This is a genomic window from Arenimonas sp., from assembly GCF_044348765.1.
Taxonomy (GTDB): domain Bacteria; phylum Pseudomonadota; class Gammaproteobacteria; order Xanthomonadales; family Xanthomonadaceae; genus Arenimonas.
Genome location: NZ_JBIKSE010000039.1, coordinates 1 through 14,721, shown reverse-complemented (window position 1 = coordinate 14,721; position 14,721 = coordinate 1). Strand labels below are relative to the sequence as shown.

At 58.2% G+C, this 14,721-nt stretch carries 14 protein-coding genes; 8 read left to right on the top strand and 6 right to left on the bottom strand.

Annotation, left to right across the window (positions count from 1 at the left end; genetic code table 11):
* Positions 1 to 171: 171 nt before the first annotated feature.
* From ACIQ0Q_RS07065 to ACIQ0Q_RS07055, 3 genes are all read right to left on the bottom strand, one after another.
* A complete protein-coding gene (locus tag ACIQ0Q_RS07065) occupies positions 172 to 882 on the bottom strand; it encodes a peptidoglycan DD-metalloendopeptidase family protein (RefSeq protein ID WP_395772241.1) in 711 nt (236 codons plus the stop codon).
* Positions 883 to 912: 30 nt separating this feature from the next.
* Positions 913 to 1,230: a DMT family transporter gene (locus ACIQ0Q_RS07060; protein ID WP_395772240.1), complete on the bottom strand. Its 318-nt coding sequence runs from the start codon at positions 1,228 to 1,230 to the stop codon at positions 913 to 915.
* A 62-nt stretch (positions 1,231 to 1,292) separates the two neighbouring features.
* Complete coding sequence (locus tag ACIQ0Q_RS07055) at positions 1,293 to 1,661, bottom strand: VOC family protein (RefSeq protein WP_395772239.1); 369 nt, start codon at positions 1,659 to 1,661, stop codon at positions 1,293 to 1,295.
* 327 nt (positions 1,662 to 1,988) lie between these two features.
* Between ACIQ0Q_RS07055 and ACIQ0Q_RS07050 the strand changes: the two genes are divergently transcribed.
* Entirely contained in the window at positions 1,989 to 3,500 is a 1,512-nt protein-coding gene (locus ACIQ0Q_RS07050; RefSeq protein ID WP_395772238.1) for a leucyl aminopeptidase, read from the top strand.
* Between the two features lie 324 nt (positions 3,501 to 3,824).
* Here the strand turns inward: ACIQ0Q_RS07050 and ACIQ0Q_RS07045 are convergent, their stop codons facing one another.
* Together ACIQ0Q_RS07045 and ACIQ0Q_RS07040 are read right to left on the bottom strand one after the other, a co-directional pair.
* On the bottom strand, positions 3,825 to 4,385 hold the full coding sequence (locus ACIQ0Q_RS07045; RefSeq protein WP_395772237.1) for a hypothetical protein: 561 nt from the start codon (positions 4,383 to 4,385) through the stop codon (positions 3,825 to 3,827).
* Positions 4,386 to 4,506: 121 nt separating this feature from the next.
* Positions 4,507 to 4,881 (bottom strand): PH domain-containing protein, encoded by a 375-nt coding sequence (locus ACIQ0Q_RS07040; RefSeq protein WP_395772236.1) that lies wholly within the window; start codon positions 4,879 to 4,881, stop codon positions 4,507 to 4,509.
* A gap of 307 nt (positions 4,882 to 5,188) precedes the next feature.
* Between ACIQ0Q_RS07040 and ACIQ0Q_RS07035 the strand changes: the two genes are divergently transcribed.
* The 6 genes from ACIQ0Q_RS07035 (at position 5,189) to ACIQ0Q_RS07010 (ending at position 12,020) form a co-directional block, all read left to right on the top strand.
* Positions 5,189 to 5,665 (top strand): SixA phosphatase family protein, encoded by a 477-nt coding sequence (locus ACIQ0Q_RS07035; RefSeq protein WP_395772235.1) that lies wholly within the window; start codon positions 5,189 to 5,191, stop codon positions 5,663 to 5,665.
* On the top strand, positions 5,666 to 6,226 hold the full coding sequence (locus tag ACIQ0Q_RS07030; RefSeq protein ID WP_395772234.1) for a YceI family protein: 561 nt from the start codon (positions 5,666 to 5,668) through the stop codon (positions 6,224 to 6,226). It abuts the gene before it with no gap.
* Positions 6,219 to 8,042: a phospholipase D-like domain-containing protein gene (locus tag ACIQ0Q_RS07025; RefSeq protein WP_395772233.1), complete on the top strand. Its 1,824-nt coding sequence runs from the start codon at positions 6,219 to 6,221 to the stop codon at positions 8,040 to 8,042. The genes ACIQ0Q_RS07030 and ACIQ0Q_RS07025 overlap by 8 nt, the downstream gene beginning before the upstream one ends.
* Before the next feature lie 154 nt (positions 8,043 to 8,196).
* Positions 8,197 to 8,949 carry a lysophospholipid acyltransferase family protein gene (locus ACIQ0Q_RS07020; RefSeq protein ID WP_395772232.1) on the top strand — a complete coding sequence of 251 codons (753 nt, stop codon included), beginning with the start codon at positions 8,197 to 8,199 and terminating at the stop codon, positions 8,947 to 8,949.
* Positions 8,949 to 9,953, top strand: a complete 1,005-nt coding sequence (locus ACIQ0Q_RS07015; RefSeq protein WP_395772231.1) for a YheT family hydrolase — start codon at positions 8,949 to 8,951, stop codon at positions 9,951 to 9,953. Before ACIQ0Q_RS07020 ends, ACIQ0Q_RS07015 begins: the two co-directional genes overlap by 1 nt.
* A gap of 27 nt (positions 9,954 to 9,980) precedes the next feature.
* Positions 9,981 to 12,020: a tetratricopeptide repeat protein gene (locus tag ACIQ0Q_RS07010; protein ID WP_395772230.1), complete on the top strand. Its 2,040-nt coding sequence runs from the start codon at positions 9,981 to 9,983 to the stop codon at positions 12,018 to 12,020.
* Here the strand turns inward: ACIQ0Q_RS07010 and ACIQ0Q_RS07005 are convergent.
* Positions 12,017 to 12,811 (bottom strand): undecaprenyl-diphosphate phosphatase, encoded by a 795-nt coding sequence (locus ACIQ0Q_RS07005; RefSeq protein WP_395772229.1) that lies wholly within the window; start codon positions 12,809 to 12,811, stop codon positions 12,017 to 12,019. The two genes, ACIQ0Q_RS07010 and ACIQ0Q_RS07005, sit on opposite strands and share 4 nt — an antisense overlap.
* Before the next feature lie 511 nt (positions 12,812 to 13,322).
* Here ACIQ0Q_RS07005 and glnA point away from each other — a divergent pair.
* On the top strand, positions 13,323 to 14,721 hold a 1,399-nt coding region (glnA, locus tag ACIQ0Q_RS07000), incomplete at its 3' end, for a type I glutamate--ammonia ligase (RefSeq protein WP_395772228.1).

The window sequence follows — 14,721 nt, the reverse complement described above, 5'->3', positions numbered from 1 at the left end:
TTGTTACTTAAACCGCAGGAACACCAATAATAATCCTTGCCGGCTTCCAGTTCGACGGCGTAGGGTGTATCCGAGGCTCTCTTTGGGCTTTCCATGGTCATCTCCGTTTAAAGACAAACTCGTCATGCGGCATGCATTGCGATTGTACCAGTGTACCCAATCCGGAGCGCCTTACGTGTAGCGATCCAAAGCCGGAAAGCGCAGCAGCAGATTCGGGTCAGGGCAACGTGCTAACCATTGCGCCGCTTCCGAGGGCGCGCACACGCCGGGGTAGTCGCCGACGTAGTCCAGCAGATCGGTGATGATCTGGAAGTGCAGATGCGGCGGCCAGCCGACGTTTACCTCGGACGTGCCCAGCCAGCCCAGCAGTTCGCCGGCCTCAACAAAGCGGCCCACCGGTGAGGCGGCCATGCTTTCACGCGCCAAGTGTCCGTACAGTGTGTAAAACCGGCGGTCATCCAAGGTATGTTCCAGAATCAGGGTCGGGCCGTAATCGCCGAAATCGGGGTTGTCCTGGCAGGAATGCACGCGGCCGGGCAGTACGGCATGCACGCCGTTACCGGCCGCCAGCCAGAGGTCGACACCCAGGTGCAGGGTGCGCGGCTCGCTGCCATCGCCCTGCGCCGAGAACACCGGGCTCATGGCATACAGCGTGCGGTTCTCACCATAACCCCCGGCCGCATAGTCGGCGCCCGCGTCAGATATCTGTTGTTCAATGAAGGCGCTGAAGTCGGCGGTCACACCCGGATCGAAACCCTGCAGCGCCGGGTTGCCCGCGCTCAGATCCAGTCGGCAGCAGGGCCGGCTGTGCAGGGCAAAGGGCAAGGGGCTGGCGGCGGGCAGTGCGGCAAGGAAGCTATGCCATTCGGTATTAAGCATCATCGACCTTGGTTTGAATCATGATTGAGGTGCTTAGTGCGCAAGCTTCAGGGTTGCGACGCCGGCAATGATGAGTGCGACGCCCAGGTAGCGTCCAAGGCTACTGGGATCGCCATAGTAAAGAACGCCGACGACAAACGTACCCGCTGCGCCGATGCCGGTCCAGATGGCATAGGAGGTGCCAATCGGGATCTCTTTTTGCGCCAGCCACAGCAGAAACCCGCTGACTGCCATGAAGCCCACGGCAAGCGTAATGCCGAGGACTCGTGTTTCGGCTTCCTGCGCCATTTTCAGGCCAACAGGCCAGCCGATTTCAAAAAGTCCTGCCAGAAGCAGATAAAGCCAAGCCATGAATATTCTCCTTTTGCGTGTGTGAAAACGGTAAGTTCTAACGTCTGAAGTGAGCGGACCAATCAATCGCTGCTCTGAATCAATGCCACTCGATTTCCTTCCGAGTCTTCAAATTCCGCAACCCAGGTTCCAGGCGAAACCTCTTTCTTCGCGTACAACGTTGCTGCACCTCGTTCTGCAGTACGAGAAATAACCGCATCGATATCAGGCACATGGAAGTAGACGATGACGCCTGATTTCGAGGGGACGTAGACGTCTCCCTGAGAAAGCGCTACGTCCGCACCTTTGCCATCGCCAATCGTTGGGAAATGGGCCATTGTGTACCCGTCGACCACCTCGCGCTCGAGCTCAATATCGAAGATAAATTCGTAGAACCGGGTCGCGCGTTCAATATGGCTAACCGGAATCTCCAGATATCTCACTCCGAGCATAACTTCTCCTAATCTGCGAAAAAATATAGAAACCTACGACTCAACTGCTTTGCCATCGGCTCCTAACGATTTAATTAAGCGGCAGCCAGTCGCGGGTAAATTCAGTTTAAACCGGGTTCCGGGTGGAATCGCTGAACCTGTTCTGCCCATAGGCGCATCCGTCATAATGTTATAATATAATTCAACGTGCCAAATGTTAAACCCGATTGTGATGTGCATCCAAAGGCCCGCACTGGGCGTCCGCTTGCCGTGGTCACGCATCGCCATCGGCTGAACGACACGAAAGAATCATTCCGCATGTTTTGACTTTACCTTGAGGAAATTTCCATGACCAAAGCTCAATTGTTGACACGCTCCTTGCTTTCGCTGGCCTTATCAGCGGCTTTTTCAGCCCAGGCGGCCACAAGCATCAGCTTCAGCCAGCAAGCCCAGAGCGCAGACACGCAGGTGTTGCTGGTCAGTCCCGACAGTCTCAAGCAACAACAGCATCCGATGCTGCAGGATGCCCGCGTGCAACAGGCCATCAACGCGGAACAATTCAGTGCCCAATACGGGAAGAAGCTGGAATTACTGGCGCCGGCCACGGGCGTTTCCCGGCTCCTGCTGCTGGGCACCGGCGATACCGCGCAATTGACGGCCGCCAAAACCAATACGCTTGGCGGCGATTTGACGGCTTACCTGCAGGGTAAGAGCTCGCTCGATCAAGCGAGCATTGATGCCACGGTACTGGATCAGCATGCACCGGCATTGGCGCAAGGCATGGAGTTGCGCGCCTATACGTTTGATAAATACCACACCCGGAAATCGAAGCCGAAAGACCTGAAACTGGCCCTTGTGGTGCCGGACCAGCGCGTTGCGGCCACCCGTTTCGAACCATTGGCCGCCGTGAATGCAGGCGTATTTCTGGCGCGCGACCTGACCAATGAGCCGGCCGATGCCGTTTACCCGGAAAGTTTTGCCGCGGCCGCCTTGGAACTCAAAAAGCTGGGCGTCAAGGTCGAAGTGTTGGATGAGGCCGCCATGGCCAGACTGGGCATGGGCGCCATACTCGCCGTCGGCAAAGGAAGCAATAGGCCGCCACGAATGGTGATCGCACATTGGCAAAACAGCAAACAGGCACCATTGGCGATTGTCGGGAAAGGCATTACATTCGATACCGGCGGCTATAACCTGAAAACGGATGCGGCTTCAATTTTTCGGATGAACAGCGACATGGCCGGTGCAGCGGCAGTGCTCGGCACCGTCAAGGCCCTGGCATTGCAGAATGCACCGGTAAACGTGGTCGCTGTGATGGCGCTGGCGGAAAATAAAATCTCGGATCGGGCCATGTTACCCGGCGATGTCATCAAATCGGCGTCAGGTCTGACCATTCAGGTCGGCAATACCGATGCCGAGGGCCGGCTGGTGCTTGCGGATGGTCTTTGGTATGCCCGTGATAAATACAAGCCCAGAGCCATCGTGGATATCGCCACGTTGACGGGTTCCAAGGTGGGCGCTCTGGGCAACTATTATGCCGGGATCTTCTCGGAGCATGAGGCGCTGACGCAGCAACTCATATCGGCCGGCCGTCAGGTGGATGAAGAACTGTGGCAGCTGCCATTGAACAGCAAGTTTGCCGATGAAATGAAAAGCGATATTGCCGATCTGAATAACAACGGTAAAACCACGGGGGCTTCCAGTGCGGCATGGTTCCTGCAGCAATTCACCGGTGACACGCCGTGGGCACATCTGGATATTGCCGGCAACGCCCTGTCCAGTTCCGATAAAGGCGTGCATGTGACGGGCGCCACCGGTTATGGGGTTCGCCTGTTGACGGAATGGGCGCTCAAACAACCCTGAGCGCTGACTATCCTTTCCGGTAACAGCCTGCCGCGACGGACTGGCCTGAGTGCGGGGCAGTCCGCTTCGTTCGGGCTCTGCCTGACTTCATGCTTGAGGCTCGTATAGAGTCCAGGTTGAGATGCGCAAGCCCATTGTTACGTAAGGACCAGATTGCAGTTTTGCCGAATGCAGGTCGGTGTAAACGACATGAACACGAAATTCAAACGAAATCCATATGGCAGCTTAAAAACATATTGCCCACATAACTGTGGAGTACGTAAGGTTTGAACTAAGCTGCGCTTTCAGCTTGGATAAGCTGATAGCCCGTAATCATGACTGCAGTCACCACTTTACGATGCCAAGGGTTACCTTGATGCCGCCTGCAAGTGTTGAGCCCCCATAATCTTTTGCAAGACGCATCAATGTGTTGTGGAAACCTAGGTTTGGGAATGCAGCTTCGACGTCTCTAATCGCAGCTCTGCTCATCCCTTTGCGGAGCATTCCTTTCGAGGCATCAATCCAGTCGGCCTTGCGGCAGGCTTCGATGATTTCTCTGTGTGGACCGGTGTAAGGAAATATTTTGTGGTGCCAATGAATAGCGCCACGAAGCAAGTCGGAATCTAACCCCAGTTTAAACTTTTGGTTGTCGGCTATTGCTACGGCCTCGGATGGTTCCAGATAAGCCAATTCGTAATCTGTCCAGAGACCGATGTCATGATAGACAAACGCAGTCTCGACAAGGCTCTCATGCTCTTCAGCATTGCCTAGAAAATACATTGCATAAGTAATGGTGCGATAGACATGGTTGCGATAGCCGGGGAAGTCTTTGCCGATTTGTGATTTGTATCTTGCCAGCAATTCTTCTACGCGAGGGCGCTCTAACTTAATTGAAATGTTAGACACAGACATGGTTCCTTGGGGGTTACAGCTTCGGTCGAAAGACTCGAAGAGATTGAGGATTAAAGATTGAAATATGCAGTGCTTGCCAGAGATAAGCTCAGGCAACCCAAATTTTTGGGTGGCTTTAGCTACCTAGAATCGCTTCTGAAATAAGCTTATCAAGCCGCCTAATATCGAGACCTTTATTCAGGTTAATTTTGATATGGCCTGCCTTTGTCCACAACTCGATTTCGGAATTGAAATTGAATATGCCATGCCCGTTCTCAGAAGACCACATATAAATATTGGTGTAAGGCAAAGAATATATTTCCACCTTTTTGCCCGTCAGCCCCTGCGCATCACGGACAATTAATCGCTTATTCGTGAAAATCGCACTATCTCGAAATGTTTTATAGGCAGCAATGGCTTTCTCGCCGTTGACAAGAATTTGGTCGATATCACTGGGAATGGCGCATTCTGAAACCAAAGTCCATGCCAAGATTGGGCCTGTTTCAGCCATGGTATTTTTCCTTAAGGTTTTGACTAACAGTTCAAACCAAACAATTTATTTGATGCGTTTCTCAGCCATAAGCTATTTTAAACATAAACGGAGCAGGTTGTCTGATCAAGATGTTTTCCTGTCCATCAACTAGCCGTACCCCTGCAAGTCGTTGTAGAGTAGGATCATGCACAGGAGGAGCGTATGCACGTGATGGTTGTGGCAAGTTCCACAGGTGGTGCCGGTAAAGGCACGCTATCCACCCGCCTGATTGCAGATTGCGCCCTGCCTGCTAAGTACACTTCTCTTGAACCAGGAAGGCAATCGGATGCGTGAACTGATCCTACTGCGGCATGCCCATGCGGAACCGGCCGGTCTTGGCCAGGATGACATCGACCGCGCCCTCTCACGTCAAGGTCTGGCTGAAGCCGAAGCGGCTGGCGCCTGGCTGAAAGCGCATAGCCTACACCCCGACCGTATTCTGTGTTCGCCGGCACGGCGTACCCGTGAAACCCTGGAGCAGGTGCTGCGCACCACTGGCTTCGTCGAGCAACGCCAGGACGCACGCATCTACGACGCCACGCCCGGCACCCTGATGCAGATCGCCGATGATCATCGCGAATGCACCAGCCTGATGCTGATCGGCCACAACCCGGGCATGGAACATCTGGTGGCACTGCTCACCTCTGGCCAATCCGGTGATTTCCGCGGCCTGCCGGCCGCCGGTCTGGTGGTGCTGCACATTCCGGCCGAAGCCGAGTTCGAGCCCGGCATCGCCAGTCTGGAACACTTCTGGTGGCCGTAAGTGCGCCGTGCTGCGGCCAGCCTGTGGTTTCTGTTGGCGCTGCCCGTCGCAGCCACTGACGCCCCGCTGTTTTGGCGAATCGATCCGCTAACCTCACAGGCGCAGTTCCGTGTACACCTGCGCATGGCGATTCCGGCCGAGGGCCGCTTCAAACGCATCCAGGGTGAAATCCGACCGTTGCCTGAACAGAAACTGAGCGTGCGCGTGCAACTCGATGCCCGTGAATTGGTGATGGACGGGCCGGCATGGATCCAGAAAGTGACGCACTCCGCCGACTTCCTCGACAGTGCTGCATATCCCGAGATTCGGTTTCAATCGCTGCCATTCTCCAGGCAGGTGCTGGTGTCCGGCGGCGATATCGCCGGCACGCTGACTCTGCGCGAACACAGCAAACCAGTGACCTTCCGTGTGTTGCCCACGCAGTGCCGGCAACCGGGCGTCGCCTGCCCAATGTCGGCCAGCGGCACGCTCAACCGGCAGGATTTCGGCATCCACGCCTACCGCTGGAGCCTGCGTGATGAGGTGGTGGTCGAATTTCAGCTAAAATTTGCCGATGACTAGGGGATTTGCGGTATTGCTGTTACTGGCGCTCAGCGCCTGCGCCAGTCTGCCCGAAAGCAAGCACCGCGAAGCCGGCCTGTTTGCCGGCAGTCTGCAGGAGAACACAACGGCTTGCACCGCGCCGGTCGGCTGCGGTCTGGATTCGCCGCTGCGTGATCTGGCCGAGACCACCGCCGCAGGCGGCGGCAAACATCAGGTCATCCTGCTTGATCAGGGCAGCGACGCGCTGTTGACCCGTCTGCACATGATCGAGAGCGCACGCCACAGCATCGAGCTGCAGGTATTCATCTACGACCTCGATGAATCCGGCACGCTGATGCTGGACGCCATGGTGCGTGCGGCCCGACGCGGGGTGAAAGTGCGTCTATTACTCGATCAGTTGTACGGCCTGAATCGACCCGAGCTGCAGGCCAAGCTCTCGGCGCTGCATCGCAATTTCGAGTTGCGCCTGTACAGCCCGATGTTCAATCAGGCCAAAACCGATAAGGCCGAATTTTTCGCCAGCATCGTGTTCCGTTTTCAGAGCCTGAACCAACGCATGCACACCAAGCTGTTGTTGGTCGACGACCGCATGGCGGTGGTCGGCGGCCGCAATATCCAGGACCGTTATTTCGATTGGGGCGCCAGCTACAACTACCGCGACCGTGATCTGTGGGTGGCCGGTCCGGCGGTGCTCGGCATGCGCGACAACTTCAACGCGTTCTGGGACAGCGAGCGCAGTGTGCCCGCACCGAAGCTCGAGGATGTCGCACGGGTACTTCTGGATGCGCAGGCCGATCCGCAGCGTCTGCAATTGCCGCAGCGCGCCTATTCGGCGCGCATGAATGCCATGGCCGCCATGGCGCAGGACGGGCCGCGCCTGATGACGACATTGGAACCTTACCGGCGCGCCGTGGGCGATGCCGTGTTCTACGCCGACCTTCCGGAAAAGCATGCCGATGAAGCTAGCAGCCGCGCGCGCGCTTCCAACGCGGTGTATCAGGTCATTTCGCAGGCACAGACCAGCGTGCTGCTGCAGACTCCGTATCTGGTCATGTCACGCATGGCCCGGCAGACCTTCCGTCAGCTGAAGCGGCGCGAGCAACCGGTGCAGGTCTGGGTATCGACCAATTCGCTGGCTGCCACCGATGCCTTCCCGGTATACGCGCTGTCGCACAAATACAAGCGTCTGTACCTGCGCGAGCTCGGCTTTCGCATCCACGAATTCAAACCGTTTCCGGTCTCGGCCTATATGCGTGTCGGCCGCGAGCCGGGCTGGATCGATAAGGAAGAAACCGAAGCCGGCGACGGCCCGAGCCTGTTCGGTTACACCGGCTCCGGCACGCCCTCGCCGGTGCCGCTGAACAAGGAAGGCCAGCGCGTCGGCCTGCATGCTAAGTCGATGGTCATCGATGACCGCATCGCGGTCATCGGCAGTCATAATTTCGATCCGCGCTCCGACGACTACAACACCGAAAGCATGCTTCTGATCGAGGATCCGGAGTTCGCCGCCTTGCTGTCCGGCAGCATCCGCAACGATATGTTGCCGGAAAACGCCTGGGCCGTGGCCCCGCGCGAGACTCTGCCGGCCCTGGCCGATTTCAACTACACCATGGGCAAGCTGTCCGAGCAGATGCCGGTGTTCGATATCTGGCCCTGGCCCTATGCCACCAGCTACCAGGTCCGTACCGACTGCGGTCTGCTCGACTACACCAGCCCGAAATTTGTCGAGTGCAGTGAAGCGGTCGGCGACTTTCCGGAAGTGAATATGAGCCTGAAGGGCATCTACACCCGCATCATCACCGTCTTCGGCGCTGGCCTGGAGCCGATCCTGTAATCAGGGAATAAATGATTATTGGGCTGCTTTAGGTGAAACCGATACCGAAATCTCTACTACCGGCTCAGCTTCGGGGATAGCGGGCAAGCTCCAACTTTTCCCATTTTGGCCGGTGCTTCGCGCTAAAATGCAGGAACGTCATCGAATCCCCGCCATGCCCCGATTGTTCCGTTACCTCTGCCGTGTTCCCTTGCTGCTGGTGCATGCCCTGATCGGCTTGCCGATCATGTTGGTGCTGCTTAGCCCAATGTTCGGCCGCTTCAGCATCTACGGCGAGCGCATCGATCAGTGGGCGCCCGGATTCTGGTCGCGCATTCTGGTGCGTATCTTCGGCCTGCGCATGCGTCGTTTCGGTACGCCCTTGCCTGGTGCGGCACTGTTCGTGGCCAACCATATCAGCTGGATTGATATCTGCGTGCTGCACAGCCAGCGCTGGATGGCGTTCGTGGCCAAGGCCGAAATCGAAAGCTGGCCACTGCTCGGCACCGTGGTCAGCCGTGCCGGAACCATCTATCACCACCGCGGTGACAACCGCTCCCTGCAAGGCGTCATGCATCAGATGCTCGAACGCCTGCAGACCGGCTTCGCGGTCGCCGTATTTCCCGAAGGCCGCACCCATTCCGGACACACCATCGGCGTGTTCCATGCCCGTATCTTCCAGCCGGCCGTCATCGCTGGCACTCCTGCACAGCCGGTCGCCATCAAGTATGGTGATAAAGGCGATGCTCAGGTGGTGATGGCATTCGCACCCAAGGAGAATTTCTTCAGCAATCTCTGGCGCGTGCTCGGTGAGCCGGAACGGCCCTGCGAAGTGCACTTCCTTGAACCGGTCGCCGCCCATGAAGACGGCCGCCGTAAGATGGCCGATCTGTGCCGGCAGCGCATCGTTGATGTGATGGCGGGCTGATGCGTTCACCGGCATCGGAATACCGGGTCGATGGCCTGCTGAAAAATCCGCACGTGCAGTCGGTGCTCAGCTCCAGCCCCTGGCGCCGGCATGCCGGCAAGGTGCGTCTGGCTGCGCTCGGTGTGGCCACGCAGGCGCATGTCCTGGATCTGCCCGAAGGCATCCGTCTGGCCGGTCTGTACATTGCCGCACCCACCCCGCGCGCCGATGGTGCGCTGGCCCTGCTGCTGCATGGCTGGGAAGGTAGTGCCGAATCCAGTTACATCCAGCACAGTGCCGCCGAACTTCTGGCGGCCGGAGTATCCGTGTTCGCGCTCAATTTCCGCGACCATGGTAAAACCCATGATCTCAACGTAGGTCTGTTCCACTCCTGTCGTTTGCAGGAAGTGATCGATGCCGCCAAGGCTGTGCACCGGCATTACTGTCCGGGCCGTTTTGCCGTGGCCGGCTATTCGCTGGGCGGCAATTTCGCGCTGCGGCTAGCGCTGGCGGCTGAAGCCGAAAGTCTGCCGATCGATGCCGCGTTCGCGGTCTGTCCGCCGGTGGATCCCTCGGCGGTACTGCGCGAATTGGAAACCGGACCGCCGTTCTACCATTGGTATTTCATGCGCAAGTGGCGCGCTTCACTACGCCGCAAGCGTGCTTTGTTTCCGCATGCGCATACCTTCGGTGATGACATCCTGCACCGCGATATGCGTGGACTGACCCAGTGGCTGGTCGGCCAGCACACCGACTGGGATGATGAAGAAGCCTATTTCGGCGGCTATTCGGTGGCCGGCGCGCGCTTGGTCAGTTTGCGGGTACCCACCCGCATTCTGGCCGCGGCCGACGATCCGGTGATTCCGATTGCCAGCCTGCGCGGTCTGCAACTCTCGGATGCGGTTAGCCTGGAAATCAGCGATCACGGCGGCCACTGCGGCTTCATCCGTGATTGGCAACAGCACGGATTTGCCGAACATTGGCTGAAAACCGGCCTGATTGCGGTGCTGGACGGGGTACAATAACGGTTTGCAAGCGATTCTAGGGTTTCTATGTCCGATCACATCCTTGCCGCCCTGCGCAGCGGCCAAGCCGCCGAAGCGCTGAGTCTGGCCGAAGCACAGCTCGTCGAACAGCCGGAGTCGGCCGAAAATCACTATTGGAAAGCGCTCGCGCTGCAGAGTCTCGGCCGCAAGGACGAAGCCTTGCTCGCCATCGATGCCGCCATTGCCCTGGCACCGGAACGCGGTGATTTCCCGATGACCCGTTCGGTGATGTTGCTCGGCAGTGGCGATCCGGCCCAGGCGCAATCCGGGCTGATGGACGCGCTCGCGCTCAACCCCAATTATCTGCCGGCGTATGTCGGCCTGATTCACATCGCACTGGGCCAGAAGAATTTTGCCGAAGCCGGCCGGTTGCTGCGTTTGGCCGAGCGTGTCGATTCCGAAGATGCCGATGTACTGATTGCGCACGGTTCGTTGCTGCAGGCCCAGGGGGATGCCGACGGCGCACTGGCCAAATTCACCCAGGCCGGTGAGCGCAACCCGGACAGCGTGCTGGCGATGACCAGCTTGGGCTTCGCCTATTTGCAGAAACGCCTGCCGGCGTTTGCACAACAAGCCCTGCAGCGGGCCAAAACGCTTGCTCCGGCAAGTCCGGCACTGCTGCGGGCCTTGGCACAGTGCCATCTTTTGCAGGATCAATTCACCGAGGCCGAGGCGGTCGTGGATGAGCTGCTTGCGCTGCGTCCGGAGGATTTCGGAGCGCGCGCACTGCGTTCCCAATTGCGCGCCGACCGCGGCGAACTGATTGCGGCCATCGCCGATGCCGAGGCCTTGCTCGCGGCAGCGCCGACGGATCTGGAAGCGATGACCCACCTGTGCATGCTTTACGCCCGCAGCGGTGATCTGGAAGCTCCGCGCGCCATTATTGCCAGCGCCATCGCCGCCCAGCCGGAACGCGATGCCTTGTGGCAACTGAAGCTCAATCTGGAATCGGCATTCGGCGCTGATCCGGCCCTTATCATTGCCGAGTGGCTCGCTCAAGCCCCCGATAGCGCCTTGGCGCATGAATCCTTGGCGGTCCACCTTGAACGCTGCGGTGATTTGAGCGAGGCCGTGCAGGCCGCCGATCGTGCATTGGCAATGAACGATACATTGACCATGGCGCAGTTCGTCAAGCTGCGTCAGGAAGTGCGCGAAGTGCCACAAGCGGCTTTACTGCGGTTAGCGGTATTGAAGGAGCATGCCGGTGCCGCTGCAGCGCAGCGCATGGTGTCGGCCTGGACCGGCTTGGCGAACGATCGTCTAGGCAATTACGCGGCGGCCGGCATCGCCTTTTCGGAGATGGCGTCGATACCCGACCGCGACCGTGGCCCGCCGGTTTTTGAAGCAAGCCGAGGCGAAGCCGATGCCGATACGCGCGGCCGTTTGCTCTGGGCGCCTCCGGGCGTGCGCCTTGATCGCATTTTCATGGCCCTGCAACCGGTGCTTGGCGAGCGTCTGCTACTCGATCGCCACCAACCCAGCCCGGCGCGCGAAGACGGCTTCGGCTTCGCAACCGCAGCAACGGCGACAGCCGGATCCGCACTGTCCTGGAAAGTGGGCATCCAAGCCAATGGCCTGTCGCCAGAGGCGGTGGTGGATTGGTTGCCGCATTGGGATGCCGGCACTGCCGCGGCCCTGGCCGGTACCGAGCTCATCGCGCTCGTCATCGATCCGCGTGATGCGCTGCTGAATTGGCTGGTATTCGGATGCGAACAATCCTACGTGTTCCACCCTAAAATCATGCCGTCCGCGCAATGGTTGGCGGCGGCCTATCAGGCCGTGCTCGACACCAAAACACAGGGTCCGCAGGTCGTGCATGTACTTATGCTGGATGCCGATGTGTCAACGGTGGCGGCTGCCCTGCAGCGCGTGTTGGCCTTGGATACGATGCCGGAGTCCGCGGTACTGGAGCACGCGCCCTTGGCCTTGGGTGGTTTGCCGCGGCAATTTCCGGCTGGGCACTGGCGCCATTACCGCGATAGTTTCGGTGCAGCCTTCGATCTGCTTACACCGGCCGCGGTGGCCTTGGGTTATCCGCAGGATTAGGTATTGGCAGGCAGTAACGCCAACAGGCCGATACCCAAGACAATGCGGTAAATCGCAAAGCCTGTAAAGCGATGACTGGAAATGAATGCCAGCAACCATCGCACGGTGGCAAAGCCGGTTACGCTCGCAGAGATAAAGGCGACAGCCAGGGCCGGCCAATTCTCCGCGGTTGCGGAACCGTTGAGAATGGTCTCAAGCAATGCATAGGCGCTGGCGGCAAACATGGTAGGAATGCCCACCAAGAATGCAAATTCCGCGGCTGCCGGTTTGCGATTCAGACCCAAGAGCATGGCGACAAAAATGGCGGCTGCCGAACGGGATGTGCCGGGGAAAATGCCGGCCACCACCTGCGCCAACCCTACCGCTATGGCGATCTTCCAGGTCACCGTCGCCAAGTCGGGACCGCGTTCCGATACGCGCTCTACCGCCAGCATGGCGATGCCGCCGAGAATCAGCGCCCAAGCTACTGGGCTGACGGTTTCCGGCAATTCCCATCCCAGCCAACGCACCGGCAAACCGACGAGTGCAGTGACCGTAAAAGCCACCATTATTTTAAAAAGGTAATCACGTTGCTGGGCATGTCGAAACCCAGTGGTCATGGCCATTAAGCGTGTTCGGTACACCAGTGTGATTGCCAGGATTGCCCCGGCTTGGATGGCAATATTGAAAAGATCCGACTTCGGACCCAGCCAATGCTGCGCGATCAACAGATGGCCAGTACTGGAAATCGGCAGGAATTCAGTGATGCCTTCGATGATGCCCAGAATGAGCGCGTTGATCAGGTCGTGCATAGTCGGTCGCAGAGTTGTTTCGATCATTATACGGGCAGGCGCGCGAGCGCTGTCATGCGCGGGCCCTATGCGCGGAGAGATTAAGAAAAATTCCCATAGTCAGGTGCCGGTGTCTGGACCTACACTGCACTCACGTCATGGCGGTCTTCGGGCCGAGGCTAAGGATAGCCACCATGACGTGCTTTTTCCGGCGCAGCATTTTCACCGCCCTGAATCGTACACGTAGGCTGACATGCTTCCAAATCGCAAACTTTCATTCGGCAGTCGCCTGCTGGTGCTCTTTATGGCCGTCGTGGCGGTTCTCTTGGTAGGTGTGGTCCGCGCCCGTGACAACACCAAAGCTCCTCTGTAGCACCAAAATGAGGATTTAAACTACACTGCACCATTATGGTGCTTTTTAAATGTTCATGGATTAGTATTTTATTGATTAATATCAATAATTTAGACGATATCAAAAAGTTGGCACGATTCTTGCATGACTCTAGGTACCTTCCCTTTTTGAGCTGAAGTCATGTCCTGCGAAAATGTTCTGAAACTGGTCAAAGACCATGCCATCGAGTTCGTCGATCTGCGTTTTGCCGATATGCGCGGCGTGCAGCATCACGTCACCTTCCCGGCCTCTATCATCGAGCCATCGCTGTTCGAAGACGGCAAGATGTTCGATGGTTCCTCCATCTCCGGCTGGAAAGGCATCAACGAATCCGACATGATTCTGCTGCCCGACGCTACCACCGCCGTGCTCGATCCGTTCACCGCCGATCCGACCCTGATCCTGGTCTGCGACATTCTCGATCCAGCCACCATGCAGGCCTACTCGCGCGATCCGCGCGGTGTCGCCAAACGCGCCGAAGCCTATCTGAAAGCCAGCGGCATCGCCGATCAGGCTTTCTTCGGTCCGGAGCCGGAATTCTTCATCTTCGATTCCGTACGTTGGGCCAATGAAATGGGCAACACCTTCTTCGAAGTCGAATCCGAGGAAGCGCACTGGAACAGCAAGAAGAAATACGAAGGCGGCAACACCGGTTATCGTCCGGGCCTGAAGGGCGGCTACTTCCCGGTCGCGCCGACCGATTCGCTGCACGACATCCGCGCCGAGATGTGCAAGGAACTGATGGCCGCCGGCCAGGAAGTGGAAGTGCACCATCACGAAGTGGCCAACGCCGGCCAGTGCGAAATCGGCACCAAGTTCAATTCGCTGGTGGCCAAGGCCGACGAACTGCTGATGATGAAATACATCATCAAGAACGTCGCGCACCGCAACGGCAAGACCGCCACCTTCATGCCGAAGCCGCTGGTCGGCGACAACGGCTCGGGCATGCACGTGCACCAGTCGCTGTCCAAGGGCGGCGTCAATCTGTTCTCCGGCGACGGCTACGGCGGCCTGAGCCAGCTGGCGCTGTGGTACATCGGCGGCATCTTCAAGCACGCGCGCGCCATCAACGCCTTCGCCAACTCCACCACCAACAGCTACAAGCGTCTGGTGCCGGGTTATGAAGCGCCGGTGATGCTGGCCTATTCGGCCCGCAACCGTTCCGCGTCCTGCCGCATTCCGTACGTCGCCAACCCGAAAGCCCGCCGCATTGAAATCCGCTTCCCTGATCCGATGAACTCCGGTTACCTGATCTTCGCCGCGCTGATGATGGCCGGTCTGGACGGCATCAAGAACCAGATCGATCCGGGCGAGCCGAGTGACAAGGATCTGTACGATCTGCCGCCGGAAGAAGAAAAGAACATCCCGACCGTGTGCCACAGCCTGGATCAGGCTTTGGATGCACTGGACGGCGACCGCGACTTCCTGAAAGCCGGTGGTGTGTTCACCGACGACTTCATCGACGGTTACATCGCCCTGAAGATGGGCGAGGTCACCAAGTTCCGGGCGGCCACGCACCCGCTGGAATACTCGATGTATT

Coding starts and splice junctions, on each gene's coding strand:
- ACIQ0Q_RS07065 (WP_395772241.1), bottom strand. CDS start 882: ATGATGCTTAATACCGAATGGCATAGCTTCCTTGCCGCACTGCCCGCC.
- ACIQ0Q_RS07060 (WP_395772240.1), bottom strand. CDS start 1,230: ATGGCTTGGCTTTATCTGCTTCTGGCAGGACTTTTTGAAATCGGCTGG.
- ACIQ0Q_RS07020 (WP_395772232.1), top strand. CDS start 8,197: ATGCCCCGATTGTTCCGTTACCTCTGCCGTGTTCCCTTGCTGCTGGTG.
- ACIQ0Q_RS07035 (WP_395772235.1), top strand. CDS start 5,189: ATGCGTGAACTGATCCTACTGCGGCATGCCCATGCGGAACCGGCCGGT.
- ACIQ0Q_RS07015 (WP_395772231.1), top strand. CDS start 8,949: ATGCGTTCACCGGCATCGGAATACCGGGTCGATGGCCTGCTGAAAAAT.
- ACIQ0Q_RS07055 (WP_395772239.1), bottom strand. CDS start 1,661: ATGCTCGGAGTGAGATATCTGGAGATTCCGGTTAGCCATATTGAACGC.
- ACIQ0Q_RS07010 (WP_395772230.1), top strand. CDS start 9,981: ATGTCCGATCACATCCTTGCCGCCCTGCGCAGCGGCCAAGCCGCCGAA.
- ACIQ0Q_RS07050 (WP_395772238.1), top strand. CDS start 1,989: ATGACCAAAGCTCAATTGTTGACACGCTCCTTGCTTTCGCTGGCCTTA.
- ACIQ0Q_RS07025 (WP_395772233.1), top strand. CDS start 6,219: ATGACTAGGGGATTTGCGGTATTGCTGTTACTGGCGCTCAGCGCCTGC.
- ACIQ0Q_RS07040 (WP_395772236.1), bottom strand. CDS start 4,881: ATGGCTGAAACAGGCCCAATCTTGGCATGGACTTTGGTTTCAGAATGC.
- ACIQ0Q_RS07005 (WP_395772229.1), bottom strand. CDS start 12,811: ATGCACGACCTGATCAACGCGCTCATTCTGGGCATCATCGAAGGCATC.